The organism is Streptomyces sp. NPDC028907, from assembly GCF_055564995.1.
In genome coordinates, this window is the sequence record NZ_JBVHVE010000001.1 from 490172 (window position 1) to 516259 (window position 26088).

The window sequence follows — 26088 nt, forward strand, 5'->3', positions numbered from 1 at the left end:
CCCGAGGGGCGGCCTTCGGCGTTTCCCGGGGTCCGTTCCTCTCCGACTGAGTACCACCGAGTCTCACTGAGAAGGAGCACGGACCCATGAACCTGCTCGGCTTGCCGGACGACCCCCGCCCGTTCGCCCTGCTGCGCCGCCGCACCCCGGGCCAGGACCACGACACGGTCGAGGTCCTCATCGGGCCGGTCGCCACCTACGACCGCCTGGCCGACCTCCCTGACGAGGGCTTGGCCCTCGTTCCCTTCCGACAGATCCGCGAGCGCGGCTTCGACGTCCGCGACGACGGCACGCCGCTGGCGGTGCTGACCCCCGAGGAGACGTACGCCGTCCCGCTCGCCGACGCCCTGGAGCAGCTCCCGGCCCACGACGTGCGGGTCGAGGACGGCGGCTTCGACGTCGCCGACGAGGAGTACCGCGAGATCGTCGGGCGGGTGCTGCGGGACGAGATCGGGCGCGGCGAGGGCGCGAACTTCGTGATCCGGCGCACGTACGAGGGACGGATCCCGGGATTCGGACGGGCCGACGCGCTGGCGCTGTTCCGGCGGCTGCTGGAGGGCGAGCGGGGCGCGTACTGGACCTTCGTCGTGTACACCGGGGAGCGGACGCTGGTCGGGGCGAGCCCCGAGGTGCACGTACGGATGTCCGGCGGGACCGTCGTGATGAACCCGATCAGCGGGACGTACCGCTACCCGGCGGACGGCCCCACCCCCGAGCATCTGCTCGACTTCCTCGCCGACGGCAAGGAGATCGAGGAGCTGTCGATGGTCGTCGACGAGGAGCTCAAGATGATGTGCACCGTCGGCGACATGGGCGGCGTGGTCGTCGGGCCCCGGCTGAAGGAGATGGCGCATCTCGCGCACACCGAGTACGAGCTGCGCGGGAAGTCCTCGCTGGATGTGCGGGAGGTCCTGAAGGAGACCATGTTCGCGGCCACCGTGACCGGCTCGCCCGTGCAGAACGCCTGCCGGGTGATCGAGCGGCACGAGGTCGGCGGGCGCGGCTACTACGCCGGTGCGCTGGCCCTGATCGGCCGCGACTCCGGTGGCGCGCAGACCCTGGACTCCCCCATCCTCATCCGCACGGCCGACATCGACGCGGCGGGCGGACTGCGGGTGCCGGTCGGCGCGACGCTCGTACGCGGTTCGGACCCGGCGAGCGAGGTCGCGGAGACCCATGCGAAGGCGGCGGGGGTCCTGGCGGCACTCGGCGTACGACCGTCCCGGCCCCGTGCGGAGCACGCGCGCGTACGTCTCGCCGACGACCCACGCGTGCGTGCCGCGCTCGACGGGCGCCGGGCCTCGCTGGCCCCGTTCTGGCTGCGGATGCAGGAGCGGTCCGAGGAGCTGACCGGGCACGCCCTGGTCGTCGACGGCGAGGACACCTTCACGGCGATGCTCGCGCATGTGCTGCGGTCGAGCGGGCTGGACGTGAGCGTCCGGCGCTACGACGAGGACGGGCTGCGGGAGGCGGTACTCGCGCACGAGGGACCGGTCGTGCTGGGCCCCGGCCCCGGGGATCCCTCCGACCTCACCGACCCCAAGATGCGCTTCCTGCGCGACCTCACCGCCCAGGTCATCCGCGACCACCGGCACGGTGTGCTCGGCGTCTGCCTCGGGCACGAGCTGATCGCGGCCGAGCTGGGGCTGGAGATCGTACGGAAGCAAGTGCCGTACCAGGGGGCGCAGACGACGATCGACCTGTTCGGGCGGCCGGAGACCGTCGGCTTCTACAACAGCTTCGTGGCCCGCTGCGACGACGACGTGGCCGAGGAGCTGGGCTCGCACGGCATCGAGATCAGCAGGGCGGACAGCGGGGAGGTGCACGCCGTACGGGGGTCCGGGTTCGCCGGGGTGCAGTTCCACCCGGAGTCGATCCTGACGCTGAACGGGACAGCCGTCGTACGGGAGTTGGTCGGTCAGTTGCGGAACACGACCGTCTAGTCGGCGGGGGGGGGGGGGGGGGGGGGGGGGGGGCAGGGGGGGGGGGGGGGGGGGGGGGGGTGGGGGGGAGGGGGGGGGGTGGGGGGGGTGGGGGGGGGGGGGGGGGTGGTCTTCGCCCCCCCCCCCCCCCCCCCCCCCCCCCGGCCCGCGTCAGCCGAAGAACACGCCGACCTCGTCGTACAGCTTCGGATCCACCGTCTTCAGCTTGGCCGTCGCCTCCCCGATCGGGACGCGGACGATGTCGGTGCCGCGCAGGGCGACCATCTTGCCGAAGTCGCCGTCGCGCACGGCCTCGATGGCGTGCAGGCCGAAGCGGGTGGCGAGCCAGCGGTCGAAGGCGCTCGGGGTGCCGCCGCGCTGGATGTGGCCGAGGACCGTCGTACGGGCCTCCTTGCCGGTGCGCTTCTCGATCTCCTTGGCCAGCCATTCGCCGACCCCGGAGAGCCGGACGTGCCCGAAGGAGTCCAGCGACTCGTCCTTGAGGACCATGTCGCCGTCCTTCGGCATGGCGCCCTCGGCGACGACCACGATGGGGGCGTAGGACGCCTTGAAGCGGGAGGTGATCCAGGCGCAGACCTTGTCGACGTCGAAGCGCTGCTCGGGGATGAGGATGACGTTGGCGCCGCCGGCCAGCCCGGAGTGGATGGCGATCCAGCCGGCGTGACGGCCCATCACCTCGCAGACCAGGACGCGCATATGGGACTCGGCGGTGGTGTGCAGCCGGTCGATCGCCTCGGTCGCGATACCGACGGCGGTGTCGAAGCCGAAGGTGTAGTCGGTGGCGGACAGGTCGTTGTCGATCGTCTTGGGTACGCCGACGCAGGGCACACCGTACTCGTCGGAGAGGCGGGCGGCGACGCCGAGGGTGTCCTCGCCGCCGATCGCGATGAGCGCCTCGACCTCCTGCTTGGCGAGGTTCTCCTTGATGCGCCGGATGCCGTCCTCCTGCTTGAGGGGGTTGGTGCGCGAGGAGCCGAGGATGGTGCCGCCGCGGGGCAGGATGCCGCGCACGACGGGGATGTCGAGACGGATGGTGTCGTTCTCGAGCGGACCTCGCCAGCCGTCCCGGAAGCCGACGAAGTCGTAGCCGTACTCCTGCACGCCCTTGCGGACGACGGCCCGGATGACGGCGTTGAGACCGGGGCAGTCGCCGCCTCCGGTCAGTACTCCGACCCGCATGGAAATGTCCCTTCGCCGCGGTTGCCTGGTGAGGCCACGCTAATGGTGATCCAGGTCACAACGGGATGGGTCGGAACGGCAATTCCGGTGAACCGCCGGGTGTTTGGTTTACGCGCCGTCAATCGGACGACCGTTGGATCACTCGTCGTCGAGGCCGCGCTCTATCGCGTACCGCACCAGCTCCACGCGGTTGTGCAGCTGGAGTTTGCCGAGGGTGTTCTGCACGTGGTTCTGGACCGTGCGGTGGGAGATGACCAGGCGTTCGGCGATCTGCTTGTAGCTCAGGCCCTTGGCGACGAGCCGCAACACCTCGGTCTCGCGCTCGGTGAGCTGCGGGGCCTTCGGCTGGTCGGCGTCGGGGGCGGCGGGCCCCGGGTCGGAGGCGAGGCGGCGGTACTCGCCGAGGACCAGACCGGCCAGGCCCGGCGTGAACACGGGGTCGCCGACGGCCGTACGGCGCACCGCGTCGAGGAGTTCCTCCGTCGAGGCCGACTTCAGCAGATAGCCGGTGGCGCCCGACTTCACGGCCTCCAGGACGTCGGCGTGCTCGCCGCTCGCGGAGAGCACCAGGACGCGGAGGGCGGGGTTGTGGGCCACCAGTTCCTTGCAGACCTGGACGCCGGGCTTGGCGGGCAGGTTGAGGTCCAGGACGAGGACATCGGGGGCGGCGGCCTTGGCGCGGCGGACGGCCTGGTCGCCGTCGCCCGCCGTGGCCACCACGTCGAGACCGGACTCCGCCAGGTCGCGGGCGACCGCGTCGCGCCACATGGGGTGGTCGTCGACCACCATGACCTTGATCGGGTCCTGCTGTCCGTCCTGCCCGTGCGCGGTGTCCGTCATCGCTGCTCAGCCTTCCCCCGTGAAGCACTGTCGGCCTTCGGTACCTTCAGTTCCACTTCGGTGCCCTGGCCCGGCACCGAGATCAGCTCGGCGCTGCCGCCGAGGTCCCGCAGCCGCCCCCGGATCGACAGAGCGACACCGAGGCGCCCCTCGCCCTCGGCCTGGGCGAGCCGGCCCTCGGGGATGCCGGGTCCGTCGTCCCGTACGGTGACGATCACCTCGTCGGGCTCATCCTCGACGAGGATCCACGCACGCGCGTGCTCCCCCGCGTGCTTGCGGACGTTGCCCAGGGCCGCGCCCACGGCCGCGGCCAGCTCCCGCGCGGCGGCCGGGGCCAGCGTCACGGGCGCGCCGGGCTCGGCGAGACTGACCTTGGCTCCGGCGTAGGGGGCGAGCAGCGCGCGCAGATCGACGGGACCGGTGGAGTCGTCGGGCTCCTCCACGGCGACCACGACGGCCCCCTCGGCGGCGTCGTCCGACACGCGCGACACCGGCACCAGGCCGCCCGAGACCAGCGTGCGCAGCGCGACCTCCTGCTCGCCGGCCATCCGGCCCAGCTCGGCCGCCTCACCGCCGATCACGGCGCCGCGCCGCTGCACCATCGCCAGCACCTGGAGCACGCCGTCGTGGATGTCCCGCGCGAGCCGCTCCCGCTCCCGGGTCGCCGCCTCGATCTCCAGGGCGCGGGCCAGGGTGCGCTCGGAGGCGCGGGCCACCTCGACGACGTAGCCGATGGCGATGGACGCGATCCAGACCAGCAGCACCATGTGGACGGTGTCGCGGGTCGGTACGCCGGAGCGGTGGACCAGGTTGGCGGCGGCGACCAGCGTGGAGGCGAAGGCGGCCCAGCGCCAGCCGCCCTTGATGGCGAACGCGAGCACGGCGCCCGCGGTCCATATGGACGGCAGGGTCGGGGACCCGGCGTCGACCCGCGCGGGTGTCTCGGCGAGCCGGGTGAGCAGGATGCCGGCCAGGGCGATGGTGAGGTCGGCGGCGAGGAAGCGCTTGGTGCAGCTCGCGGCGTTCGCCACCCGGGGCAGGGTGGCCAGGGTCCACACGGCCAGTACGGCGTAGTAGGCGATGGCCACCCAGGGGCGGGCGATCTCGTCGTAGGCGCTGATGAACAGCCCGATCGCGTACACCATGGTCAGCACCCGGTAGCCGGCGAGCGCACGCCACAGCGGCTGCTCGACCGACATCCTCATGACCCGCTCGCGCTTGGCCATTGCCCCCACCCCATGTTTTCGAGTCGCCCGCCCGGACTGCCCTGCCAGGGCCCCGAGCGCTCCTCGTCCGCCTACTTCGGCTTCTTCGCCTGTTCCTTCTTCGACTGTTCCTTCTCGGCCTTCGCGGCATCCGCGATCTGCCGCTTGGCGGCCGTCGCGTACATGTCGACGTACTCCTGGCCGGAGAGCTTCATGATCTCGTACATGACCTCGTCGGTCAGCGCGCGGAGCACGAAGCGGTCGTGCTCCATGCCCTGGTACCGGCTGAAGTCCAGGGGCTCGCCGATCCGGATGCCCGGCCGCATGAGCTTGGGCATGACCTGGCCGGGCGGCTGGATCTTCTCCGTGTCGATCATGGCGACCGGGATGACCGGCGCTCCGGTGGCGAGCGCCACGCGCGCGAGGCCGCCGGGCTTGCCCCGGTAGAGCCGCCCGTCGGGCGAGCGCGTGCCCTCCGGATAGATACCGAACAGCTCACCGCGCTCCAGCACCTCTATGCCGCTCTTGATGGCCGCCTCGCCCGCCCCTCGCGCCCCGGAGCGGTCGACGGGCAGCTGGCCGACGCCCTTGAAGAACGCGGCCGTCATCCGGCCTTTGACGCCGGGCGTCGTGAAGTACTCGGCCTTCGCGATGAAGGTCACCTTGCGGTCCAGGACCGCGGGCAGGAAGAACGAATCGGAAAACGAGAGGTGGTTGCTCGCGAGGATCGCGGCGCCCTCGGCCGGAATGTTCTCCAGGCCCTCCACCCAGGGCCGGAAGGCGACCTTCAACGGTCCCCCGATGGCCACCTTCATCGCGCCGTACAACAACCGAGTGCCTCCTGTGTCTGTCGATCAGACCTTAACCCGGAGCACTGTCAATGAGTCCGACGACCCTGGTCGGTGTCAGTGCGGTCGCGTACGGTGAACCACACCTGGCTGTAACGTCCGTCCTTCTCACGAACAGGAGACCGTAAGGTGCCGGTCCTTCCTGGAGCCGAGCCGTACCGCCGCGAGGGCGGGGAGACCGGGGTCCTCCTCTGCCACGGCTTCACCGGTTCCCCCCAGTCGCTGCGTCCCTGGGCGGCGTATCTCGCCGAGCACGGGCACACCGTCTCGCTGCCGCTGCTGCCCGGCCACGGCACGCGCTGGGAGGACATGCGACTCACCGGCTGGCAGGACTGGTACGCCGAGGTGGACCGCGAGCTGCGCAATCTGCGCGACCGCTGCGCCCGGGTCTTCGTGGCCGGCCTCTCCATGGGCGGCACCCTGGCCCTGCGGCTCGCCGCCAAGCACGGGGAGGGCGTCGCGGGCGTACTGGTCGTCAACCCGGCGAACAAGGTGCACGGCCTGTCCGCGTACACCCTGCCGGTCTCCCGCCACTTCGTCCGTACGGCGCCCGGCATCGTGAGCGACATCGCCAAGGAGGGCGGCGTCGAGATCGGGTACGACCGGGTGCCGCTGCACGCGGCCCACTCGCTGCGCAACTTCTTCCGGCTGGTCGACGGCGAGTTGCCGCAGGTCACCCAGCCGCTGCTGCTTCTGCGCAGCGCCCAGGACCACACGGTGCCGGCGGCGGACTCGGCCCGGATCCTGAGTCGGGTGTCGTCCACGGACGTAACGGAGATCGTGCTGGAACAGAGCTATCACGTGGCGACGTTGGACCATGACGCGGACCGGATCTTCGAGCAGAGCATCGGCTTCATCGACCGGCTCGTGACCGGCGTCGGCAGAGAAGGGACGACTGCACGTGGCTGAGCACGACTCCGACCGCGAGAGGCGTGAGGACCGCGACGATCGCGAGCCGGAAGAGCAGCACGTCCCGTTCGACGAGGACGCCGCCTGGGCCGCGATCGTCGCCGGATACGGCGACGAGCCGCCGGACCCGCCGGGCTCGAAGCCGTTCAAGTCGGTGGAGGACCTGGCGCTGCTGGAGTCCGACACCAACGACGGCACGAACGGCGCGACGAACGACGGGACGGACGGCGATCGCAAGCCCGAGAAGGGCGAGAAGCCCGAGAAGGGCGACAACGGCGCGAAGGCCAAGCAGGCCGACGAGCCCACGGGCGACCGGGAGGACAAGCCGGTCAAGCCGCTGGGCAGCTCCGTCTCCTTCGCGCCCGGCGTCGGCCCGCGCGACTACAGCGTGCCCGAGCCCTCCGAGGAGGACTTCGACGCGGACGACGAAGGCCACTTCGTCCCGCCGGAGCCACCGCCGCTGCCCGCCGCCGACGCGACCGCGAAGTTCGCCTGGCTCGGGGTGATCGGCGGACCGATCCTGCTGCTGCTCGCCGTCCTGCTCGGCTGGGACATGACGTGGTGGCTGGCGACGCTGTGCATCGGCGGGTTCCTGGGCGGGTTCGCCACGCTGGTGATGCGGATGAGGACGGACGACGAGGACGACGAGGATCCCGGTCGGGGCGCGGTCGTCTAGGACGCTCTAGGACGCCGGTACTTTGAGGGCGGCCAGGACCGGAAGGTGGTCCGTGGCCGCCCTCAGGTCTGTCTCCGTCACGCCGGGGAGGCCCACGGGCACTCCGCAGCCGAGCACCTCGACGCCCTTGGTGGCGAAGATCGCGTCGATACGCTGGTGCGGGTCGGCCGGGGTCGAGGTGTACTCGGCGCCCCAGGGAGCGGTGGCCCAGCAGTCCTGGAGGTCGTCGGCCATGCGGCGGAAGGTGCGGCCGGCGGGGCGTTCGTTCAGGTCGCCGCCCGCTACGGCGTGCTCCACTCCCATCCCGGCGAGCCGGTCGAGCATCATGCCTCCCTGCTCGTGGCGCTCGTCCTTCTGCAAGGACAGATGGCAGCTGAGGACGCCCAGGCGGGCGGCGCCGAAACGGACCACTGCCGTGGCGAAGCCGCGCCTGTGGAGGCCGGGGGTGAGGGGGAGGAGTACGTCCTCCGTGCGTTCGACCGTGGCCCGCAGGTTGCACAGGACGGCTGGTCCTGCTGCCGTGGCGCCGCCGGTGAGGATGACGAGGTTCGCCGCGCGGGCCAGGCGGGAGAGTTTCTTGCGCCAGCGGAAGAAACGGGGGGCTTCCTGGATGAGGACCAGGTCGGGGTCGCAGGCGGTGATGACACGGGCCAGGGCGGCTGTGTCGTCGCGCATGGAGCGGATGTTGTAGCTGAGGACGCGGATGAGGGCTGAACCGTCGGGGTCTGTGCGGGACTCAGGGAGCAGCGCCATGTGGATCAATGTACGCCCAATGGGTCGGGGCGCGAGGATCGTTGGCGACTGCCGGTTCGTCGTGGCTGATCGCGCAGTTCCCCGCGCCCCCAGGGGGTTGGCCCCACCGTCCCTCTACATGATCGGGTCGGGCTCCCGGGCAAGGTCCGCCGCGCCCACCAGGCCCGCCTTGTTGCCCAGCTGGGCGGCGATGACGTCGGCGACCGGGCGCCAGTTGCCGCCGACGAGCCAGCGCTTGTAGGACTTGCGGATGGGGTCGAGGACCAGTTCGCCCTCGTCCGAGAGGCCGCCGCCGACGATGAAGGCCGACGGGTCGAAGAGAGAGGCCAGGTCGGCGAGGCCGGCGCCGGCCCAGCGGGCGAGTTCGCGGTAGGAGTCGACGGCGACCGGGTCGCCCTGGCGGGCGGCCATGGAGATGTGCTTGCCCTCGATGCCGTCGGGGGTGCCGTCGCCCAGGCCGAGCAGGACCTCGGCGTTCTCGGGGGTGGCGTTGGCGCGCTGCTTGGCGTATCTGACCAGGGCGCGGCCGGAGGCGTACTGCTCCCAGCAGCCCTGCGAGCCGCAGCCGCACAGCAGGCCGTCGGGGACCATGCGGATGTGGCCGAACTCGGCGGCGACGCCGTAGTGGCCGCGGCGCAGCTTGTTGCCGATGATGATGCCGCCGCCGAGGCCGGTGCCCAGCGTGATGCAGATGACGTTGCGGTGGCCCTTGCCGGCGCCGAACTTGTACTCGCCCCAGGCGGCGGCGTTGGCGTCGTTCTCCACGACGACCGGGAGACCGACGCGGGCCTCGACCTTCTCCTTCAGCGGCTCGTTGCGCCAGTCGATGTTCGGGGCGAAGTACACCTCCGAGCGCTGGCGGTTGACGTAACCGGCCGCACCGATACCCACGCCGACGATCTCGTGCCCGGCGCGCGCGCCCTCCACCGCGGAGGCAATGGCGTCCACGATGGCCTCGGGCGTGCCCGGGGTCGGCACCTTGTGGGTCGAGAGGATGTTGCCTTCCTCGTCGACCACGCCGGCCGCGATCTTCGTGCCGCCGATGTCGACGCCGATGGTGAGTCCCATGAATCCCTCAGTTTCGGTCGAGCCCCGCTACGGCCAACCGTACCCGAGGCCCTGCCGTCGGGGCCCCGTCGTCCGCCCGGCGGACGGGGTCGGCCGACGGTTGTGGATCCGGGGGAATCAGTCCAGGTCGATGCGTTCTCCGGGACCCGCGTCGTCGCCTCGGTCGGGGCGGTCCGGGCGCTCGTCCAGGTCGTGCCCGCCGGTCTCCCGGGTGGTCCAGCGCCGTTCCTGGGCCTGGACCGCGGAGCGGTAGGCGGCGAGGAGTTCGCTGCCGGCCGCGGCGAGGTGGTCGAAGACGTCCGGGTTGCGCTCTATGACGGGCTCGACGGCCGCCTTGGCCTGCTCGACGACCTGCTTGACCACCTGCTGGGCGGCGGGTCCGGCGACCGCGCCGAGCAGCGGGGACTGGAGGGTGGACAGCTTGTCCGCGACGGCGTCGACGAGCTTGCGCAGTTCCTCTGCGGCGGCGCCCGGCTGCGGACCGTACTGGGCGCGGCGGCGCTCCTTCTCCTGCGCGAGGTCCTCGGCGCACGCCGTCGCCCAGGCGTCGGCGTCGGTCGCCCGTGCCTCGTCGATCGCCTCGTGCTCTCCGGCGTCGGACGGGGGGAGCTCTTCGCTCATGACGGACTCCTGACTACGGTTCGTCTCTACGACGTTACCCGAACGGGCGTACCTGCTTCACCGTGCGCCCGGCCAGAGATCCGGGTCCGGCGCGAACCGGATCCGCAGCTCTCCGTCGCGCAGTCCGGCCCCGTCCACCCGGCACCTGCGCAGGGCGGACGGCAGCGGCACGATACGCCGGAACTGCCCCGCGGTGACGACGAGTTCGTCGCCGCGCCGGATGAGGTCGAGTTCATCGCGTACGGCGCCGGGCAGCGGGATGTGCCAGACGAGGACGCCGTCCTCGGCGAGCCGGTCGGTGACGGGCCACTCGACCGTGGACGACGTGTCGTTGACGACGGGCACGGCGAGGTCGGCGAGGTCATGGGTGCCGCGCGGGTCCCGCCCGAGGTGGGCGACACCACGGATGTCGTGGACGTCCTCCCGCCACTCCTCCAGGGTCTTGCGCTGCTGTGCGACGGGCCCGGCGAGCCAGCTGCCCGGTACCGCCTCCGCCTCCGGCAGGACCCGGTTGGCGACCAGCAGGTCGGGGCGCAGTCCCCGCAGGGCGAGGGCGAGCCGGGCGGCCCGTACGGCGTCGGCGCCGCCCGGACCGGGCTCGGCGACCAGCCGTACGACGGTGTCCCGGTCGGCGACGACGGCCTCGACGGCGGCGAGGTCGAGGTCCCAGCGTGCCGCGGTCTCGTACAGCCACTCCGCCGGCATCGGAACCCCGGCCAGCCGCCCCAGCACGGGCCGCAGCGCGCGGGCCGCCTGCCGTTCGGGCGGGAGCAGTCGGCGCAGGTAGCGGCGCAGCTCTTCGGGGAGGGAGAGCAGGGCGAGGGCGTGCGGGGTGGCCGGCAGGTCGACGACGAGGAGGTCGTGCGCCTCGGCCAGCGCGGCGTCCCGCAGTGCCCGCAGCAGCGCGAGTTCCTCGGCGCCGGGCAGCGGAGTGACCTCTTCCGGGTCGAGCCGGGAGGCGCCGAGCAGGTCGAGCGCGGAGGAGGCGCGCTCCTGGAAGGCGGCGAGGTCGTCCCGGAACCCGGTGGCCGCGTCGGGCCGCCACGCGGTGAGGTTCGCCGCGACCTCGCTCGGGGCCGGTCCCGTACTCGCGCCGAGTGCCGCGCCCAGGGTGTCGGTGCGGTCGGCACTCAGGACGAGGGTCCGGGTGCCCTCGCGGGCGGCGGCGAGCGCGGTGGCGGCCGCGACGGTGGTACGGCCGCTGCCGCCGGGGCCGGTGATCAGGATGGTGCGCATGGGGGTGAACCGTAACGGACGTAGGGGTTCAGCCCGGCCGGGGGTGGGTCACGCAGCCCGGCGCTACGGGGGCCGCGGATTCAGCCCGTCCGGCGTTTGAGGACGAGGCCGTTCAGGCCGATGGGGGTCCAGGGGCGGAGCCCCCTGGCGGGGGCGAAGGGGCAGCACCCCCTGGGATGGGACGGGTAGGGGCGGCGGGGGCGAACCCCTACTTGCCCGACTCCACCCGCTTCTTCAGCCCCGCCAACGCCCGGTCGATGATGACCTTCTCCGCCTTGCGCTTGATCATCCCCAGCATCGGGATCTTGACGTCGACCGTCAGCTGGTAGGTGACCTCGGTCGCCCCCGCCCCGGCCGGCTTGAGGATGTACGAGCCGTCGAGCGACCGCAGCATCTGCGACTTCACCAGCGTCCAGGACACCTCGTTGTCGCCGGTCCAGGTGTATCCCAGCACCTGGTCGTCCTTGATCGCCCCGGCGTCCATGACGAGCCGGACCTGCTCGGCACGGCCCTGGCCGTCGGTCTTGAGGACCTCCGCCTCCTTCACCTCACCGGTCCAGTCCGGGTAGCGCGCGAAGTCGGCGATCACCCCCATGACATCGGCCGGTGCCGCCTCGATCGTGATGCTCGAGCTGGTGTGTTCCGCCATCGCCGTGGCTCCTCCAGAAGCGGTCCGGTAAGAAGTCGTGGTGCGCACGCGTGCGCAGCGTGAAGGCTACCGCGCGCCTGGCCGGCCGACTTCACCCCACCTCACCACTCCAGCGCCCACGGCTTCCCCGACGCGGCGAAGTGCCCCACGTTCACACACTCCGTCGCCCCGATCCGCATCCGCCGGACGAGCGGCTGATGGACGTGCCCGAAGAGGGAGTAGCGGGGTCGGGTCCGCCGAATCGCCTCCAGCAGCGCCTTGCTGCCCCGCTCGAATCGCCGCGCCACCGTGTCGTACACCAACTCGGGCACCTCGGGCGGAATGTGCGTGCAGAGCACGTCCACCTCCCCCAGGGCCTCGATCTTCGCCGCGTACTCCTCGTCACTGATCTCATACGGCGTCCGCATCGGCGTGCGCAGCCCGCCGCCCACGAAGCCGAAGACCCACCCGCCGATCTCGACCCGCTCCCCGTCCAGCACCGTCGTGCCGGGTCCGGCGTACTCCGGCCACAGGGGCGGCATGTCGACATTGCCGTAGGTGGCGTACGTCGGTGTCGGGAACGCCGCGAACAGCTCGGCGTACTGCTTGCGCACCGCCTTCTCGATCACCGACCGCCGGTCCGAGCCGATCCCGGCCCACAGCCGTGCCCCCAGCTCGCGCGCCTCCTCGAAGCGCCGGGCGGTGCGCAGTTCCACGATGCGGTCGGCGTTCTCCACGCCGAACAGGTCGGGGAAGATGCCGCGCGAGTGGTCGGCGTAGTCCAGGAACAGCACCAGGTCACCCAGGCATATCAAGGCGTCCGCGCCCTCGCCGGCCTTGGCCAGGTCGCGGGCGTTGCCGTGTACGTCGCTGACCACATGGACGCGGGTCCTGCGGATTCCCGTCGGTGTCGGTGCCATGACGATCAAGGGTATGCGTGTGCGGCAAACGTGAACAGTGGCGGCCGGACCGATGGTTACTGGCCAGTCGTCAGACGGCTCGACTACTGTGCGCGCAGAGGTACCAATCCGTGTGACGCAGCGAACATCTCGCCGGACCCCCCTGTCGAAGAAGCCATACCGGCGGGTAACGTCCGGTCGGTCCAGTCGTGCTCTGAGTTTCAACATGTGAATCCCAGAGCACTTGCCCGAGCCATGGACCGCACCGTCGCATCGCACAACGTCGTGGCGCCGGCGCCCTATGAGGAGCAGCAGTCTTGCGCGAGTTCAGCCTTCCGGCTTTGTACGAGGTCCCCGCGGACGGCAATCTGACCGACATCGTCCGCAGAAACGCCGCGCAGCACCCCGACGTCGCCGTCATCGCCCGCAAGGTGGGCGGCGCCTGGCAGGACGTCTCGGCCACCACCTTCCTCGCCGAGGTGCACGCGGCGGCGAAGGGGCTCATCGCCGCCGGGGTCGGACCGGGCGACCGGGTCGGTCTGATGTCCCGCACGCGCTACGAGTGGACCCTGCTGGACTTCGCGATCTGGTCCGCGGGCGCGGTCACCGTGCCGGTGTACGAGACCAGCTCGCCCGAGCAGGTGCAGTGGATCCTCGGTGACTCGGGCGCGACGGCCATGATCACGGAGTTGGACGGCCACACCGCCGCCGTCGAGTCGGTACGCGACGCGCTGCCCGCGCTCAAGCACGTCTGGCAGATCGAGGCCGGCGGCGTCGAGGAGCTGGGCCGGCTCGGGCAGGACATCAGCGACGCGACGGTCGAGGAGCGCAGCTCGCTGGCGAAGGCCGACGACGCGGCGACCATCGTCTACACCTCCGGCACGACCGGCCGCCCCAAGGGCTGTGTGCTGACCCACCGCAGCTTCTTCGCCGAGTGCGGCAACATCGTCGAGCGCCTGCGGCCCCTGTTCCGCACCGGCGAGTGCTCGGTCCTGCTCTTCCTCCCGCTGGCCCACGTCTTCGGCCGCCTCGTGCAGGTCGCGCCGATGATGGCGCCGATCAAGCTGGGCACCGTCCCGGACATCAAGAACCTCACGGACGAGCTTGCCGCGTTCCGCCCGACGCTGATCCTGGGTGTGCCGCGGGTCTTCGAGAAGGTCTACAACTCGGCCCGCGCCAAGGCGCAGGCCGACGGCAAGGGCAAGATCTTCGACAAGGCGGCGGACACGGCCATCGCCTACAGCAAGGCGCTGGACACCCCGTCCGGCCCCCCCGGTCGGCCTGAAGATCAAACACAAGGTCTTCGACAAACTCGTCTACAGCAAGCTGCGGGCCGTTCTCGGCGGTCGCGGCGAGTACGCCATCTCGGGCGGCGCGCCGCTGGGCGAGCGGCTCGGGCACTTCTTCCGCGGCATCGGCTTCACGGTCCTGGAGGGCTACGGCCTGACCGAGTCCTGCGCCGCCACCGCCTTCAACCCCTGGGACCGCCAGAAGATCGGTACGGTCGGCCAGCCCCTGCCGGGCTCGGTGGTCCGTATCGCCGACGACGGTGAGGTGCTGCTGCACGGCGAGCACCTGTTCAAGGAGTACTGGAACAACCCGGGCGCGACCGAGGAGGCGCTGGCCGACGGCTGGTTCCACACCGGTGACATCGGCACCCTCGACGAGGACGGCTACCTCAGGATCACCGGCCGCAAGAAGGAGATCATCGTCACCGCGGGCGGCAAGAACGTCGCCCCGGCCGTGATCGAGGACCGGATCCGGGCGCACGCGCTGGTCGCGGAGTGCATGGTGGTGGGCGACGGGCGGCCGTTCGTGGGCGCGCTGGTCACCATCGACGAGGAGTTCCTGGGCCGCTGGTGCGCCGACCACGGCAAACCGGCGGGCTCCACCGCGGCGTCGCTGCACGAGGACCCGGACCTGCTGGCCGCGATCCAGTCGGCGGTCGACGACGGCAACGCCGCGGTGTCGAAGGCGGAATCGGTGCGGAAGTTCCGCATTCTCCCCTCCCAGTTCACGGAGGACTCGGGCCATCTGACGCCGTCGCTGAAGCTCAAGCGCAACGTCGTGGCGAAGGACTTCGCGGACGAGATCGAGGCGATCTACCAGAAGTAGCAGGCTCCGTTCGTACGACGGCTCATGGCGCGGTGTCCTCCACGAGGACCCGCGCCATCGTGCGTTCGGCCAGCGCGGTGATCGTCACGAACGGGTTCACCCCGATCGACCCGGGCACGAGCGAGCCGTCGGTGACGTAGAGCCGCGAGTACCCCTTCACCCGGCCGTAGTCGTCGGTGGCCTTCCCGAGCACGCAACCGCCCAGCGGGTGGTACGTGAAGTCGTCGGCGAAGACCTTGTTGCCCGAGCCGAACAGGTCGTACCGGTAGATCGTGGTGTTCGCCCGGTTGATCCGGTCGAACAGCTTCTTCGCCATCCCCACGGACACGGCACTCTGCGCGGCGCTCCAGCCCAGCTTCACGGCTCCCGTGGCACTGTCGTACGAGAACGACGCGCGCTCCGGGTTCTTGGTGATCGCCAGATAGAGGCTGACCCAGTGCTCAAGGCCCGTCGGCAACGGCGCGATCTCGGCGAAGACGGGGTTGGCGGCGTTGGCCCAGTCGTCGATTCCCATGACCGGCATGGTCGACTGGTTCGCCCCGACGGTGTCCCACAGATGGTTGGCCCGCCCGAGCATGACGTTGCCGTTGGTCCCCCACCCGGCGCCGACGCCGGCGTCCAGGGCGGGCAGGGTGCCCGACTCCCGTGCGCGGACCAGGAGTTCGGTGGTGCCGACGCTGCCACCGCCGAGGAAGAGGTACGTGCAGCCGTACTCCTTGGTCTCCACGACGGCCCCGGTGTCGTCGAGCCGGTCGACGGCCAGGACGTACGTCCCGTCGGCGGCCCTGCTGATCGACTTCACCCGCTCCAGGGTGTGGATGGTGACGTTCCCGGTGCCGAGCGCGGAGGCGAGATACGTCTGGTCGAGGCTGCGCTTGCCGTGGTTGTTGCCGTAGATGACCTCGCCGGCGAGTGCCGACCTGGTGGCTGCGCCGGCCGCCTCGCGCTGCATGTACCCGAAGTCGTAGACGTTGGGCACGAAGGTGGTCTTCAGGCCGGCGTTGCTCGCGTGCTTGCGGGAGATCCTGGTGAAGCGGTACCACTCCGTGGACTCGAACCACGCGGGGTCGACGGTGTTGACACCGAGCATGGAACGGGCGCGCGGGAAGTACGTGCGGTACATCTCCGCGGTGTCCACGGTCGGGAACTGCTCGGCGAAGTAGGACTGGAGCGGGGTGACGGCCATGCCGCCGTTGACCAGGGAGCCGCCGCCGACGCCTCGTCCGACGTACACGGACATGTGGTCGTAGTGCACGCGGTCCAGGACTCCCGGGTAGGGGCTGATGTCCTTGTTGACCACGTCCAGCCACAGGAAGGTGGCGAGCGGGGCCTCGGTGCGGGTGCGGAACCACATGGAGCGGCGGTCGGGGGCGGCGGTGGAGCAGAAGACCTTGCCGTCGGGGCCGCTCGTGTTCCAGAGGCGGCCCATCTCCAGGACGAGGGTGCGGATGCCGGCCTGGGCCAGACGGAGGGCGGCCACGGCGCCGCCGTAGCCGGAGCCGACGACTATCGCCGGGGCGGATTCGACTGCGTCGGGCTCGGCGGACTGGGCTGAGGGAAGACCGATGCGGGTGAAGCCGAGGGTGGCTGCGGTTTGGAGTGCCGCCATGCCGAGGATGTGACGTCTTGTCAGCTGACGCTGCATCAGGTTTGATGTCATGTGCGCAGCATGTGCGGATTATTGGGTTCCGCCTAGTGGGGTGCCGCGTATTCGTTGTGGGCGGGTGCGGGTTGTTAGTGGCTTGTCGCGCAGTTCCCCGCGCCCCTGAAAGATGGGGCGTTGTCCTACAGCAGCGTTTGAAGCTTCTCCGCCAGTAGGTCCCAGCGCCACCTCTCCTCGACCCATTCCCTGCCCCGCTCGCCCATCCGCCGGCGCAGCTCGGGGTCTCCCAGGAGGGTGACGATGCGGTCGGCCGCCTCCTCGGGAGAGCCGCCCCTCACCACCCACCCCGTCTCGCCGTCCAGTACGGCATCCGGTGCGCCGCCCGAGTCCCCGGCCACGACCGGCAGGCCCGTCGCCGAGGCCTCCAGGTAGACGATGCCGAGGCCCTCCACGTCCAGCCCCCGCCGCCTGGTCCGGCAGGGCATCGCGAAGACGTCGCCGGCGCCGTAGTGGGCGGGGAGGTCGGACCAGGGGACGGGGCCGGTGAAGTGGACGGAGTCGGCGACGCCCGTGTCGCGGGCGAGTCTGCGCAGGTCGGCCTCGTAGGGCCCGCCCCCGACGATCAGCAATACCGTGTCCGGCTCGGCGGCCAGGATGCGGGGCATGGCCTGGATCAGGGTGTCCTGGCCCTTGCGCCGGACCAGCCGGGAGACGCAGACGACGACCGGGCGGTCCGTCAGGCCGAGCCGGGCCCGGACCTCGTCGCCGCCCGACCCGGGATGGAAGGTCTTCTCGTCGACCCCGGGCGGCAGCTGCACCATCCGCGAGGCCGCGGCCGGTGTCAGGGCGGTGGCGATCCGCGAGCGCGTGTACTCGCCCAGGTAGGTGATCGTGTCCGTCGACTCCCCGATCCGCCCCAGCAGCTGCCGGGCCGCGGGCAGCTGGGCCCACCCCGCCTCATGGCCGTGGGTGGTGGCCACCAGCCGCTCGGCGCCGGCCCTGCGCAGCGCCGGGGACATCAGACCGAGCGGGGCCGCCGCCCCGAACCACACCGACGTACAGCCGTGCTCACGCAGCAGCCCGACCGCACGCCGGGTCGCGCCGGGCGTCGGCAGCAGCATCGTCGTACGGTCCCGTACGACCGTGAAGGGCTGCTCGGCGTCGAAGGCGGCGGTGGCCTCGATGCCCTCGCGGCTCCGCTTCCAGGTGGAGGCGTAGACCACCAGCCGCTCCGGGTCGAGGCGCAGCGCCATGTTGTGCAGGAACGCCTGGATACCGCCGGGACGGGGCGGGAAGTCGTTGGTCACGATCAGCGTCTTGTGCATCGCCGCCGACCCTATCGAAGCCGCCGTTCACAGGTGGGGCTCGGCCACGTGTGTGGCCCGCACACAGCTGGACACGACATCATGTTGCACTGAGACGGGCAGCGAACGGCAGGGGTTCTGGTGGAGACGACAGGCACGCGGCGGTCCCTGGCGTGGCTTGTGGGCATCTGGGCGCTGACCAGGGTGGTGCTGCTGCTCTTCGTGTTCAAGGTGTACGTCTTCCCCGGCCCGGACGTCACCAGCGACGTGGCGGTGATCTACCAGGGCTGGTACGACGTGCTGCGCACCGGAACGTTCCCGCTGGACGACGTGACCTGGCAGTACCCGCCCGCCGCGGCGCTGCCGATCCTGTCCCCCGCGCTGGTGTTCTGGCTGGACTACCCGTCGGCGTTCTTCGTGCTGTGCTTCGCCGCCGACCTGGTCGTGCTGCTGCTCCTGCTGTACGCCGGTCTGCGCCCGGGCCGGACGTTGCGCGGGGCCTGGGTGTGGGTGGTGGGAGTTCCGCTGCTCGGGCCGACGGTGTACGCCCGCTACGACGTGATGGTCACCGGTGTCGCCGTGGCCGCGTTGCTCGCGGGCACGCGGTATCCCAGGGTGATGGGGGCGCTGACGGCGTTCGGGGCGATGCTGAAGGTGTGGCCGGTGCTGCTGCTGGTGGCGGCCCGGAGGCGCGGTTCGTGGGTCTGGGCCGCGCTCACCGCCGGGGTGCTTGCGGCGCTGTTCGCTCTCGCCATGCCGGGTGCCTTCGCGTTCCTGACCTTCCAGCGGGACCGGGGGACGGAGGTGGAGTCGCTGGGGGCGCTGGTCTTCCATGTGGCCCGGCAGTACGGCTGGGACGGGCAGGTGCTGCTGAACTACGGGTCGGTGGAGTTCCTCGGTCCGTATGTCGACGTCGTCAGTACGGCGGCGCTCGTGCTGAGCGGGCTGGCGTTCGGCTGGCTGTTGGTGTGGCGGTTGCGGGCGCGGAGCTTCCACGGCCACACCCTCGCGGACGGGGCCTTCGTGGCGGTGCTGATGTTCGTGACGACGAGTCGGGTGATCAGTCCGCAGTACATGGTGTGGCTGGTGGGGCTCGCGGCCGTGTGCCTCTGCTTCCGGGAGAGCCGGATGAGGCTTCCCGTGGGGCTGGTGCTCGCGGCGTCCCTCGTCACGGTGCTGGAGTTTCCGGTGTGGTTCTCCCACGTCGTCGCCAGCGACGGTCTCGGGGTCACGCTGCTGTTCCTGCGCAACGGTCTGCTGGTCCTCGCCACGCTCCTCGCGGCCCGCGAACTGTGGCGCTCCACGGTCCCCCGGCCGACCCCACCCCACGTCCCCACCGAGTCCCCCCGCCCCAGGGAAACGTGCCTGCCGTCCTGAACCCCGACTTCCTTCGCCCCCGCCGCCCCTACCCGTCCCATCCCTGGGGGCTGCGCCCCCAGACCCCCGCTGTCGGCCCTGCGGGCCTCGTCCTCAAACGCCGGACGGGCTGAAGATGCCTGGGCCGGCGCAGCCCCCTGCGGGTGGGTGGGGGGTCGGCTGAAAGATCCAGCCCCGGCCCGGCAAATCCAGCCCCTCCGGCGTTTGAGGAGCGGGGTCTGGGGCGGAGCCCCAGGAGGATGGGACGGGTAGGGGCGGCGGGGGCGAGGAAACCGGGGTCAGCCCAGTTGGGCCCGCAGATACTCCCGCCACTTCCCCCTGAAGTCCTCCAGAGATGTCCCCAGGACGTCCTTCAGCGCCCGCTCCACCGCCCCGGCCCGCCCCTCATGCGCCCCCACAGCCCGGTAGAACTCCGCGAGCCTGACCTCCCCCCACCGATCCGCGATCATCCGGCAGGCCATCCACCCGCTTTCGTAGGCCCGCGCCAGCCTCCCCCCGTCCCCGCTGAACCCGAAGTCCGCATCGGCCGGCAAGTCCTCCGGCACCTGCCCCTCCGCCACCGCGCGATACAGCTCGGGCGCGGCCTGCGACGGGGAGCGGCCGCTGCCGAGGTAGCCGATCCAGTCGGCGTAGCCCTCGGAGAGCCACAGCGGGGTGGCGGCCGTGGTGTGGGCGCGGGTGGCGACATGGGTGGTCTCGTGGGTGAGGACGACCTGCCTGCCGGTGCCGCCGAGGACGCCGTACGCATCGGGATTGACGATGATCCGGTCCGCGGGCGCGCTCGCCGGGGCGCCGGTCTCCCCGGTGGTGACCGCGGCGATCCCCCGGTAGGAGGAGGCGGGCGCGCCCAGCAGCCCGGCCATCCCGTCCAGCGACTTGGGCACGAGAACGACGACCCGCCGGGGCCACTGCGTGCCCCACGCCTGGGACACGGCCGGCACGGCCCGGTCCGCCAGCTCGGCGTACGAACGAAGCGCCGTGCCGGACTGCCCGACGCCCAGCACGAGGCTGTCGTCACCCCGTACGACGCTGACCTCGCCCTGGTCCCACAGCTGCGCCGCGGAGCCCTTCGCGGGCCGCTCGGCGTCGACGTACCACCGGCCTTCCGCGTCCAGGCTCAGGCTCAGGGTGCGGCCGACGCCGACGGGGGCCCGGTCGTAGCCCTGGACGCGGTATCGGAGCTCGGCGTCGGCGAGGGCGGTGTCGCCGGTGCGCCGCAGGCCGGTCAGGCGGTAGGACCAGGCGGCGAAGGGCACCGCGCGCAGGTTGCCGTACCGGTCCCGGGCGCCCGTGCGCAGATACGCCGTCTCGTCGTGGTCGAGGATCGCGGCGGCCCGCCGGTCGAGGAGGCGCTGCACCTCGGCCTTGGCGCTGTCGGTGGCGGGCCGCCCGCCGCAGCCGACCAGCGAGACGAGCAGCAGACAGAGCGCGATGACGACTCGCGTTCCCGACGCCCGCCTTCGACCAGCCATTTCCCGATCGTACGGCGGGCGGGGCGCGGAGGTCAGACCCGCGTCCGACCCGGCTCAGACCCTCGTGACGGTCGCGCCCGGCATCATGCCCACCGGGTCATAGCGGACCGGGGCGCCCGGGTAGGGCGCGTGGATCACCTGGCCGTTGCCGGCGTACATCCCGACATGGCTGGCGTCGGAGCGGTAGGTGACGACGTCGCCGGGCTGGGCCTCGGAGAGCGGGACCTGCCGGCCGGCGTACCGCTGACCCTGCGAGGTGCGCGGCAGGGCGACGCCGGCCTGGGCGTAGGACCACTGGATCAGGCCCGAGCAGTCGAAGCCGGAGGGGCCGTTGGCCCCCCAGACGTACGGCTTGCCGAGCGCGGAGTGGGCGGCGGCGATGGCGGCGGCCGCGCGGCCCGAGGGTGCGGCGAGGCTGCCGAAGTCGGGCATGACGTCACGGCCGGAGCGGGAGGCGCGGTCGTAGGCGGCGCGGTCGGCCGCCGTGAGGGAGTTGAGGAGCCGGCGGGCCTGGGCGAGTTTGTGCTCGACGGTCCGCTTGTGGGCGGCGACGGTCTTGCGGCTCTTCTCCAGTTCTACGAGTTTCCCAGCCGCCTCGGCCCGCTCCTGGGAGATTTCGCGCATGGCGTCCTGGAGGTCCTTGAGCTCGCCGGCCTGGTGGGCGCTGAGCCGGGCGATCCGGGCGGCCCGGTCGAGGTAGTCCTCCGGGTCCTCGGAGAGCAGCAGGGCGAGGGAGGGGTCGAGGCCCCCGGAGCGGTATTGGGCGCCGGCCAGCGAACCGAGGGCGTCCCGCATGGAGTTGATGTCCTCCTGCTGCCGGGCGATCCGGTCCTGCGCGTCGTGCACCTGCTCCCGCAGCTTGTCGGCGCGCTCGTCGGCCTTGTTGTAGGCCTCGGTGGCCTTCTCGGCCTCCTCGTAGAGGCGGTCCACCTTGGCCCGGGTGTCGTCGTGCGGCGCGGCCGTGGCCGGTACGACCCCGATGGCCGCGGCGGCGGCCGACATGACGCACAGGGCTGCGTTGGCGCCCCGGTCGAACCCGGGCGATTCAAGGCGGCGATGGGACCCCACGGGAAGCCGCTCTCCTTCCGCTGACGACAAGGACCTTCCCCGGCGAGGGGGAAACGCGGCAGACAGTAGCTCCGTGCCGGGGTGACGACCAACGACCGCGCCGGGCACACAAAGTGACGCCCCGCCTCTGACGCAGGTCATGGGCGGGGCGTGGGGTCAGCGAAAGTTGTCGTGATTCGCTCGTTCGGGCGGCACGCGGTGTTGATCTTGCGGGGGTTCGGGCGGGATCAGATCCGGACGCCGAACTGGAACGGCATGTTGTTGATCGACTCGTAGCGGACGACCGTGCCGCTGCGCGGGGCGTGCAGGATCTGGCCGTTGCCCGCGTAGAAACCGACGTGGTGCAGGTCGCCGTAGAAGATGACCAGGTCGCCGACCTTGAGCTGGCTCTGCGAGTAGATCCTGGTGCCGGCGTTGGCCTGGGCCTGGGAGGTGCGCGGGATGGAGACGCCGGCCTGGGCGTAGGCCCAGGAGGTCAGGCCCGAGCAGTCGTAGGAGGCGGTGCCGGTGGCGCCGTAGACGTACGGCTTGCCGATCTGGCTCTGGGCGGCCTGGAAAGCGGCCTGGGCCCGGCCTGAGGCGGAGCCGACGTTGCCGAGGTCCACGCGGTCGGCGGCGGAGCGGCTGGCGCGCTGCTCCTCGGCGGCGAGCGCGGCCTTCTCGGCGGCCGTCAGGGTGTTGAGCAGCTTCTGGGCCTCGGCGAGCTTGGCCTGGACCTGCTTCTTCTTCTTGCCCAGCTCGGTGCGGGTGGAGGCGAGGTCCTTGAGCTTGTCCGAGGCCTCGGCACGCTGCTGGGAGAGCTGGCGCTGCTTGGCCTGGATCTCCTTCAGCGAGTCGACCTGCTGGGCGCTCAGCTGGTCCATCGTGGACGCCTTGTCCAGGTAGTCGTCCGGGTCGGACGACAGGAACAGCTGGACGGAGGAGTCGATGCTGCCCGTGCGGTACTGGGCGGCGGCCGCGAGGCCCATCGTGTCGCGCAGCTCGTTGAGCTCTTCCTGGCCGCGGGCGACGTTGTCCTGGATGGTGGAGATCTCCTTCTGGAGCTTCTCCTGCTTCTCCTTGGCCCCGTTGTACTTCTCGGTGGCCTGCTCGGCCTGCTCGTAGAGCTTGTCGACCTTGGCCTTGACCTCGTCCTTGCTCGGCTTCTCGCTGGGGGCCGCGTTGGCCGCCTGAGAAGAGATGGCCACGGCAGCAGCGGCGGCTGTGGTCAGCACGGTCACACGTGCTCGGCTGGGCTGCTTGGGTCGACGGTGGGACGCCACGGAGGTGAAACCCTTCTTGTGAGTGATCACCCGCTCGGAGGTTCGACGCCAGACCCTAGTGACCTACTTGTGATCAGATCAAATCCTCACACGAAAATTCTCGTCACACCCGTCATTCTTTACACACAACTCACATGCTGTGATGCAGGCTTGACCCTACGTCGCACGACCACCGGGCCAATTCGGGCATTGTGCCTGTACGTTGACGATTTCAGGACAGTCGCTTGAGAAGCACCGCAGAAGCCACCGGCCGGGCTCCGGCCCGGGCGACCCCGTCGGCCACCTCGCGGTCGGTCGAGGCGACGATGACCGGCCGGCCGGGCGGTTCGGCGCGCACCAGCTGGCGGATCAGTTCGTCGGCGGTCACGCCCGGCTTCGAGAACAGCACCCGCACGCCGCGCGGCGGCGCGAGCAGCACCGGCGCGGCCAGTTCGGCCCCGTCGAAGACGCACGTCACCTCGGCGCCGGTCTGCGCGGCGAGCTGCGAGAGCTGGCCGAGCAGCCGGAGACGCTGCTTCTCCAGCGGCATCTGGGGGTAGCCGGTCTTGGTGACGTTGTAGCCGTCGACCACCAGGTGCGCCTGCGGCAGGGCGAGGAGTTGGTCGAGGATCGCGGGGTCGTTTTCGGACAACGCGCGTGCGGCGATGTCCTTCGGGGTCATTCGCCCCGGTTCGACCGCGTCGACGGTCTCGGCGGGCCGTACGGAGACCGGTGGCAACGCCAGTTCCCGGCGCAGCCCTTGGGCGGAGTCCAGCAGGGTGTCCAGGAGCAGCCGGACGCGCATGTCCTCGACGCTGCGCCCCTCGCGCGCCGCCTTGCGGGTCGCCTCCAGGGCCGCCTCGGCCTCGCCGAGCCGCGCTCGGAGCCGCCGGGACTCGCTCTCGGCGGCGGAGACCTGGGCGTGCCCCTCGGCCCGTACGGTCTCGATCTCGCCCTGGACCTTGCGCAGGGCGGCCTCGCCGCGCTTGACGTCGCTGAGCGCGGAGCGCAGCTTACGGTGGAGCGATTCGGCTTCCTTCTTCGCCGCGTCCAGCTCGATGCGCAGCCGCTCGGTCTCGTGCCGGGTGTGCTCACGGGCGTGGGCGAGTTCCTCGCGCAGCCGCTCCAGCTCGGCGCGGGTCTCCTCGTCGGCGCGCTCGGCGTCGGCCCGCTGGGCCTCCTCGCCGGCCGCGGTGACCAACTTGACCCAGCCGGTGGGCCGCAGAACATAGGCCGCGGCCGCCACGTCGAGCGGATCCGCGGCCGCGGGCACCGAGCCGGAGTCGAGGGCGCCGGTGAGTTCCGGCTGGGCCTCTCTGAACTTCTCGCCGATGCGCTGACGGAACAGCGGATCGGTCTCCAGCGCCGCCGCCATCGCGTTGCCGGCGAACTTCGCCCGGCGGTTCGGGGCGAACCGGGCGTACTGCCGAAGCTGTGCGGGCAGTTCGCCGACCGTCAGCCCGCCGAACCCGTCGGACACGATCTGTACGACTCTGCGCCGTACGCCGTCGGGCAGCGGACGGTCGAGTACCTCGGCGGCGCCGTCGCCCGGCCCCCCGCCTTGTGTCTCCACCATCCGTCACACCCCAATACTGTGCGGGGCCCTCCACTCTCGAATTCGCTCGAGCGGGGGGACCCCCATCCTCAGGAGCCGGCGCCCGGCCTGTCCACGAGTTCCACCTTGTCCACGGCGTTGCACCAGCGGCAGCGCACGGACTCGATGGTCTCACTGAGCACCTCGCGCTCCTCGACCTTGGGCTCGCCCGCCAGATCGAGGTGCATGTACTCCACGACCTTGGACGAGCGCGTCACGTCGAAACGCGTGAGGTTGCCGCAGAGGGTGCAGCGCCACCGCGTGGTGTCGGTCGGCAGGGGAACCGTCATCGTGACCGTGCTCTTTCCTCTAGGTCTCTATTGTCAGCGACGCGCCGGGCTACCCGGTGCGTGTGGCTCGTTACCCTACGGCCTGGCGGGTACTCGTCGCCCGTCCGTCCCGAGGACCTCCCGGGCGGCGAGGCGGTCTGTGCACGTGCGTCCCGTTACGTCATGCTCTGTATTCATGATCGGCAACTGGCGCGCGGTGCGCTTCCCGGCCCGTTTCGGCAACGCGGTCCGGGGGCCTTCGGCGCCGGTGACCCATGCCCTGATCGCCGTGTGCTGCCTGGTCTTCCTGATCGGCCCGGCGGCCGGGCTCGGTCCGGCGTACGGCACCGGCGGCGAACTGCTCGCCACGCAGCGGGCCTACTTCCACCGCTGGGGTGTCGTGCCCGCGGAACTGTTCGAGGGCTCGCCCCGGGCCGCCCTGACCCCCGCCACGGCCCTCTTCGTGCACGGCAGCTGGGTGCACCTGCTCGGCAACATGCTCTTCCTCTACGTCTTCGGCGCGATGACCGAGGAACGGATGGGCCGCGTCCAGTTCACCCTCTTCTACCTGGGCTGCGGCTACCTGGCCCTGCTGGGCTACGCGGCCGCCAACGACGACTCCACCCAGTCCCTGGTCGGCGCGTCCGGGGCGATCTCGGCGGTTCTGGGCGCGTTCCTGTTCCTCTTCCCCGGAGCTCGCGTGACAAGCCTGCTGCCGTTCCTGCTCTTCCTGCCGCTGCGCTTCCCGGCGTGGGTCGTGCTGCCCTTCTGGGCGGCCCTGCAATGGGTGGCGGCGGGGCGGGCCGCCCAGGGGCCCGGCGTGGCCTATCTGGCGCACCTGGTGGGCTTCGCACTGGGCTTCGGCTACGCGTGGGCCAGGTTCGGGCGGCCTACTAGAGTGAAGGCCGCCCCTGCTCCGGCCCCCGAGGGAGAGAACCAGCCGTGATCACCGCGATCGTCCTGATCAAGACCAGCGTGGACCGGATCCCCGAGATCGCGGAGCGGATCGCTTCGCTGGAGAGCGTCACCGAGGTCTTCTCGGTCACCGGTACGTACGACCTGATCGCCATGGTGCGGGTGAAGCGGCACGAGGATCTCGCCGAGGTCATTCCGGGACGGATCAGCAAGATCCCCGGGGTGGAGGCGACGGACACGCACGTGGCGTTCCGTACGTACTCGCAGCACGACATCGAGGCCGCGTTCGCCATCGGGCTGGACAGCTGACACGGGCGGCCCAAGA

23 protein-coding genes and 1 pseudogene are annotated in these 26088 nt (G+C 71.2%); 7 read left to right on the plus strand and 17 right to left on the minus strand.

All coding sequences use genetic code 11. The features are described from left to right. Window positions 1-86 precede the first annotated feature (86 nt). On the plus strand, window positions 87-1943 hold the full coding sequence (locus tag ACZ4UU_RS02245; RefSeq protein WP_468036015.1) for an anthranilate synthase family protein: 1857 nt from the start codon (window positions 87-89) through the stop codon (window positions 1941-1943). Window positions 1944-2093: 150 nt separating this feature from the next. Here the strand turns inward: ACZ4UU_RS02245 and ACZ4UU_RS02250 are convergent, their stop codons facing one another. From ACZ4UU_RS02250 to ACZ4UU_RS02265, 4 genes are all read right to left on the minus strand, one after another. Then, on the minus strand, window positions 2094-3122 hold the full coding sequence (locus ACZ4UU_RS02250) for a 6-phosphofructokinase (protein ID WP_468036016.1): 1029 nt from the start codon (window positions 3120-3122) through the stop codon (window positions 2094-2096). Between the two features lie 138 nt (window positions 3123-3260). Further along, complete coding sequence (locus ACZ4UU_RS02255) at window positions 3261-3962, minus strand: response regulator (protein WP_468036017.1); 702 nt, start codon at window positions 3960-3962, stop codon at window positions 3261-3263. Next, the gene (gene macS, locus ACZ4UU_RS02260; protein WP_468036018.1) at window positions 3959-5188 is read right to left on the minus strand and encodes a MacS family sensor histidine kinase; all 1230 of its coding nucleotides are present in this window, start codon (window positions 5186-5188) and stop codon (window positions 3959-3961) included. Before macS ends, ACZ4UU_RS02255 begins: the two co-directional genes overlap by 4 nt. Window positions 5189-5259: 71 nt before the next feature. Then, on the minus strand, window positions 5260-5994 hold the full coding sequence (locus ACZ4UU_RS02265; RefSeq protein WP_234764810.1) for a lysophospholipid acyltransferase family protein: 735 nt from the start codon (window positions 5992-5994) through the stop codon (window positions 5260-5262). A gap of 150 nt (window positions 5995-6144) precedes the next feature. Here ACZ4UU_RS02265 and ACZ4UU_RS02270 point away from each other — a divergent pair, with 150 nt between their 5' ends. After that, the gene (locus tag ACZ4UU_RS02270) at window positions 6145-6924 is read left to right on the plus strand and encodes an alpha/beta hydrolase (protein ID WP_468036019.1); all 780 of its coding nucleotides are present in this window, start codon (window positions 6145-6147) and stop codon (window positions 6922-6924) included. Further along, complete coding sequence (locus tag ACZ4UU_RS02275; RefSeq protein ID WP_468036020.1) at window positions 6917-7600, plus strand: hypothetical protein; 684 nt, start codon at window positions 6917-6919, stop codon at window positions 7598-7600. Before ACZ4UU_RS02270 ends, ACZ4UU_RS02275 begins: the two co-directional genes overlap by 8 nt. Before the next feature lie 6 nt (window positions 7601-7606). Here the strand turns inward: ACZ4UU_RS02275 and ACZ4UU_RS02280 are convergent, their stop codons facing one another. The 6 genes from ACZ4UU_RS02280 to ACZ4UU_RS02305 all read right to left on the minus strand — a co-directional run bounded on the left by ACZ4UU_RS02280 (window position 7607) and on the right by ACZ4UU_RS02305 (window position 12826). After that, window positions 7607-8353 carry an endonuclease/exonuclease/phosphatase family protein gene (locus ACZ4UU_RS02280; protein WP_468036021.1) on the minus strand — a complete coding sequence of 249 codons (747 nt, stop codon included), beginning with the start codon at window positions 8351-8353 and terminating at the stop codon, window positions 7607-7609. 114 nt (window positions 8354-8467) lie between these two features. Then, complete coding sequence (locus tag ACZ4UU_RS02285) at window positions 8468-9421, minus strand: ROK family glucokinase (RefSeq protein WP_468036022.1); 954 nt, start codon at window positions 9419-9421, stop codon at window positions 8468-8470. Between the two features lie 117 nt (window positions 9422-9538). Beyond that, entirely contained in the window at window positions 9539-10042 is a 504-nt protein-coding gene (locus tag ACZ4UU_RS02290; protein WP_468036023.1) for a DUF5304 domain-containing protein, read from the minus strand. A gap of 57 nt (window positions 10043-10099) precedes the next feature. Next, window positions 10100-11278, minus strand: a complete 1179-nt coding sequence (locus tag ACZ4UU_RS02295; protein ID WP_468036024.1) for an ArsA family ATPase — start codon at window positions 11276-11278, stop codon at window positions 10100-10102. Between the two features lie 208 nt (window positions 11279-11486). Beyond that, window positions 11487-11927, minus strand: coding sequence for an SRPBCC family protein (locus ACZ4UU_RS02300; protein ID WP_468036025.1), 441 nt, complete (start codon window positions 11925-11927; stop codon window positions 11487-11489). A gap of 101 nt (window positions 11928-12028) precedes the next feature. Further along, window positions 12029-12826 (minus strand): metallophosphoesterase family protein, encoded by a 798-nt coding sequence (locus ACZ4UU_RS02305; RefSeq protein ID WP_468036026.1) that lies wholly within the window; start codon window positions 12824-12826, stop codon window positions 12029-12031. A gap of 296 nt (window positions 12827-13122) precedes the next feature. Between ACZ4UU_RS02305 and ACZ4UU_RS02310 the strand changes: the two are divergent. Further along, window positions 13123-14920, plus strand: a pseudogene (locus ACZ4UU_RS02310) (AMP-dependent synthetase/ligase). Between the two features lie 22 nt (window positions 14921-14942). On the opposite strand, the gene ACZ4UU_RS02315 reads toward ACZ4UU_RS02310, so the two are convergent. Then, a complete protein-coding gene (locus ACZ4UU_RS02315; protein WP_468036398.1) occupies window positions 14943-16565 on the minus strand; it encodes a GMC oxidoreductase in 1623 nt (540 codons plus the stop codon). 140 nt (window positions 16566-16705) lie between these two features. Further along, complete coding sequence (locus ACZ4UU_RS02320) at window positions 16706-17848, minus strand: glycosyltransferase family 4 protein (RefSeq protein WP_468036027.1); 1143 nt, start codon at window positions 17846-17848, stop codon at window positions 16706-16708. Window positions 17849-17968: 120 nt separating this feature from the next. Here ACZ4UU_RS02320 and ACZ4UU_RS02325 point away from each other — a divergent pair, with 120 nt between their 5' ends. Beyond that, on the plus strand, window positions 17969-19204 hold the full coding sequence (locus ACZ4UU_RS02325; protein ID WP_468036028.1) for a glycosyltransferase 87 family protein: 1236 nt from the start codon (window positions 17969-17971) through the stop codon (window positions 19202-19204). A 278-nt stretch (window positions 19205-19482) separates the two neighbouring features. Here ACZ4UU_RS02325 and ACZ4UU_RS02330 read toward each other — a convergent pair whose 3' ends face one another. The 5 genes from ACZ4UU_RS02330 to ACZ4UU_RS02350 form a co-directional block, all read right to left on the minus strand. Then, the gene (locus ACZ4UU_RS02330; RefSeq protein WP_468036029.1) at window positions 19483-20676 is read right to left on the minus strand and encodes a hypothetical protein; all 1194 of its coding nucleotides are present in this window, start codon (window positions 20674-20676) and stop codon (window positions 19483-19485) included. A gap of 54 nt (window positions 20677-20730) precedes the next feature. Further along, on the minus strand, window positions 20731-21744 hold the full coding sequence (locus ACZ4UU_RS02335; protein ID WP_468036030.1) for a C40 family peptidase: 1014 nt from the start codon (window positions 21742-21744) through the stop codon (window positions 20731-20733). Window positions 21745-21971: 227 nt separating this feature from the next. Further along, complete coding sequence (locus ACZ4UU_RS02340; RefSeq protein ID WP_468036399.1) at window positions 21972-23006, minus strand: C40 family peptidase; 1035 nt, start codon at window positions 23004-23006, stop codon at window positions 21972-21974. A 211-nt stretch (window positions 23007-23217) separates the two neighbouring features. Next, window positions 23218-24561, minus strand: coding sequence for an NYN domain-containing protein (locus tag ACZ4UU_RS02345; protein ID WP_468036031.1), 1344 nt, complete (start codon window positions 24559-24561; stop codon window positions 23218-23220). A gap of 68 nt (window positions 24562-24629) precedes the next feature. Continuing rightward, the gene (locus tag ACZ4UU_RS02350) at window positions 24630-24869 is read right to left on the minus strand and encodes a hypothetical protein (RefSeq protein WP_030047674.1); all 240 of its coding nucleotides are present in this window, start codon (window positions 24867-24869) and stop codon (window positions 24630-24632) included. A 175-nt stretch (window positions 24870-25044) separates the two neighbouring features. Between ACZ4UU_RS02350 and ACZ4UU_RS02355 the strand changes: the two genes are divergently transcribed. After that, window positions 25045-25794: a rhomboid family intramembrane serine protease gene (locus ACZ4UU_RS02355; RefSeq protein WP_468036032.1), complete on the plus strand. Its 750-nt coding sequence runs from the start codon at window positions 25045-25047 to the stop codon at window positions 25792-25794. Further along, entirely contained in the window at window positions 25791-26072 is a 282-nt protein-coding gene (locus ACZ4UU_RS02360) for an Lrp/AsnC family transcriptional regulator (RefSeq protein WP_062718959.1), read from the plus strand. The genes ACZ4UU_RS02355 and ACZ4UU_RS02360 overlap by 4 nt, the downstream gene beginning before the upstream one ends. Window positions 26073-26088 lie beyond the last annotated feature (16 nt).